1 protein-coding gene and 1 pseudogene are annotated in these 2410 nt (G+C 44.2%); one reads left to right on the forward strand and one right to left on the reverse strand.

Annotated elements, in window-relative coordinates; translation table 11 throughout:
• Positions 1 to 122: 122 nt before the first annotated feature.
• Positions 123 to 803: a group II intron maturase-specific domain-containing protein gene (locus tag QZ938_RS32900; protein WP_293356548.1), complete on the reverse strand. Its 681-nt coding sequence runs from the start codon at positions 801 to 803 to the stop codon at positions 123 to 125.
• A 173-nt stretch (positions 804 to 976) separates the two neighbouring features.
• Between QZ938_RS32900 and QZ938_RS32905 the strand changes: the two are divergent.
• Positions 977 to 2284, forward strand: a pseudogene (locus tag QZ938_RS32905) (IS4 family transposase); the annotation flags it as partial.
• Between the last annotated feature and the right edge of the window lie 126 nt (positions 2285 to 2410).

A 2410-nucleotide genomic window follows, 5' to 3' on the forward strand; every position in this document is an offset into this window, starting at 1 on the left:
GTTTTGGCATCACGCCATTCCTAGCGGGTAAGACTTGTCAAATTTGAGTTTGACGCACTCACACTCAACTGAAGTTACCTTTACTATCTTTTAGGGCTTGCACCCAAGGCGGCGTAAAGGCTCTAATCCCCTAACCCATACAGGCTAGTTTCATAGAAACGAACCGCACGAACCGTGCATGAGACTTTCACCTCACACGGCTCCTCTTTGACTAAGCTTTTTACACAAGCACCACAACTGCCATCGCTGGCAGTTTTTGTATCGTGGCAATGACGATGTAGAAGTTGGAGATTGTCATATTGGTCTTTACCTCCCTGAGATTTTGGTTGAATATGGTCAACTTCCATCACATCGTCTTGTTTGAAGTAGTGTCCGCAGTACGCACATTTCCCCTTTTGTTTTTGGAGTAATTTTGCCATTCTCATGGGAATTTCAGGATGTTTCCCTAGTCTGGTTGCCCAGTAGGTAAACTCTCCATCATAAACACTTCTGTTACCTTGAACCTTTACGAACCTTATGATTTCTATTTCGCCGTGTTTGGCTAACTTCAAACCGACCGCCGTACAAAATCTCCAGTTGTCCGTGCCTACTGTTTTCCAGTATCTTGAGAATACTTCATGTCTGTTGCTTTTTGGGCAACGACGAATAGCCCATCTTCTCAGTTTTTGCCAGATTAGATAATCCATTTTCCAGAATATTTCTTGACTGACAACATGGGAGTAGTAATTTGACCAACCTCTGATAATTGGATTGAGTTCAAGTATTAATTCGGACTGTTTTCCGTTAAGATGACGGTCTATCACTTCTCCCAGTTCTTTTTGGCTACCGTGTACACACAAGTCAAAGTAAACTAGAAAAAAGATGTGACAGAGGTATAAACCGTGGACAATCCGATACTGATTCACGCAGAACAGAACGAAGGAACAGCCTTTGGAGACCCAAGGTTGGTAAAAAGGGGGCGGCATTATATGAAGCAATGGGTCAGCATCAATCGGTAAATATTCGTCAAATCAGCCGAAATCGAGCTCAACAAGTAGGATACTATCGTTTTTTGGAGAATGAAAACGTGACCGTATCGGAATTAGTGCAAAGCCTATCGGAGCATTGCCAAAAAAATATAGAAGGACGGCACGTATTAGCCGTCAGTGATAGCAGTGAAATCAATTTGCAGTCCCACTCCGGCCGATTAAAACCCGAACAATTAGGGGTGGTTGGCAACAATACAGATCTGGGTTTTTATATACATCCTACATTAGTTTTGGATGCTGAAAATGGCTTTCCATTAGGGTTAAGCACGGTGCAACTGTGGAGTCGAGATTTAGATCATAAGAATAAGCATGAACGCAATTATCAAAATCTGCCGATAGAGCAGAAAGAATCATACAAATGGTTGGCATCCGCCGAGCGCAGTCAGCGGTGTTTCACTAAAGGTGGTGCCCTGATGGTCACTCACATTGGTGACCGCGAAAGTGACTTATATGAGGAATGGGCGACCGTGCCCGACCAACACAATCACCTATTGGTGCGCGTTCGTCAAGACCGTCGGTTATTAGGACAATCCCAATCGCTTTATACCTATTTAACAGAACAGCCTTGTGAAGGGGTTTGTACAATTAATGTACCAGCAGACGCACGTATTGGTCGGACAGCGAGAGAAGCATTGCTGATGATTCGGTGTGTTAGTGTGAAGATTCGCCGTCCCGATCACTTGAAAGCACGAGATTATCCACCCAGTATCACTCTTTATGCAGTCGAAGCAATAGAAGTTAATCCTCCGGCAGGGCAAGAGGCGATTCATTGGCGATTACTCACAACTCACAGGGTGGTTTGTTTAGAACAAGCACTACAAGTTATCCAATGGTATCGATGGCGATGGCGCATTGAACAACTTTTTGCCACATTGAAACAAGCAGGATTAAATCTTGAAGCTACACAGTTAGAGTCCGTAGTGGCCATTCAAAAACTCACTGTCTTGGCTTTAGGGGTTGCCGTGCGAACCCTACAAATGGTTGAAGGGCGCGATAATTCTGACTTATCTGTTTCCCTGGCTTTCTCTGATGCTCAACAGCAGTGCTTGTCTGTGATTGAACCATCTCTTCAAGGGCGCACGAAAAAATTGCAAAACCCCTATCCTCCCACTTCCTTACCTTGGGCTACTTGGCTGATTGCTCGACTTGGGGGTTGGTCTGGTTATAGTTCTCAGAGACCTCCCGGAATGCCTACCCTTGTTCATGGACTCCGACAGTTTGAATCCATCTTTGTGGGATGGAAACTAGCTCAGAACCCACATTCCGCAGATGTGGGTCGGATTTTTTTATCAGTTATAAAAACTGGGAAGCCAAACTATTTTGGGCTGAAATTATGCAGTGTTAGCGTCACAGAAGCTTGTTAAATTCAGCTAAATTAAGTA

The sequence above is a fragment of the Microcoleus sp. CAWBG27 genome (genome assembly GCF_020883145.1).
Classification (GTDB): domain Bacteria; phylum Cyanobacteriota; class Cyanobacteriia; order Cyanobacteriales; family Microcoleaceae; genus Microcoleus.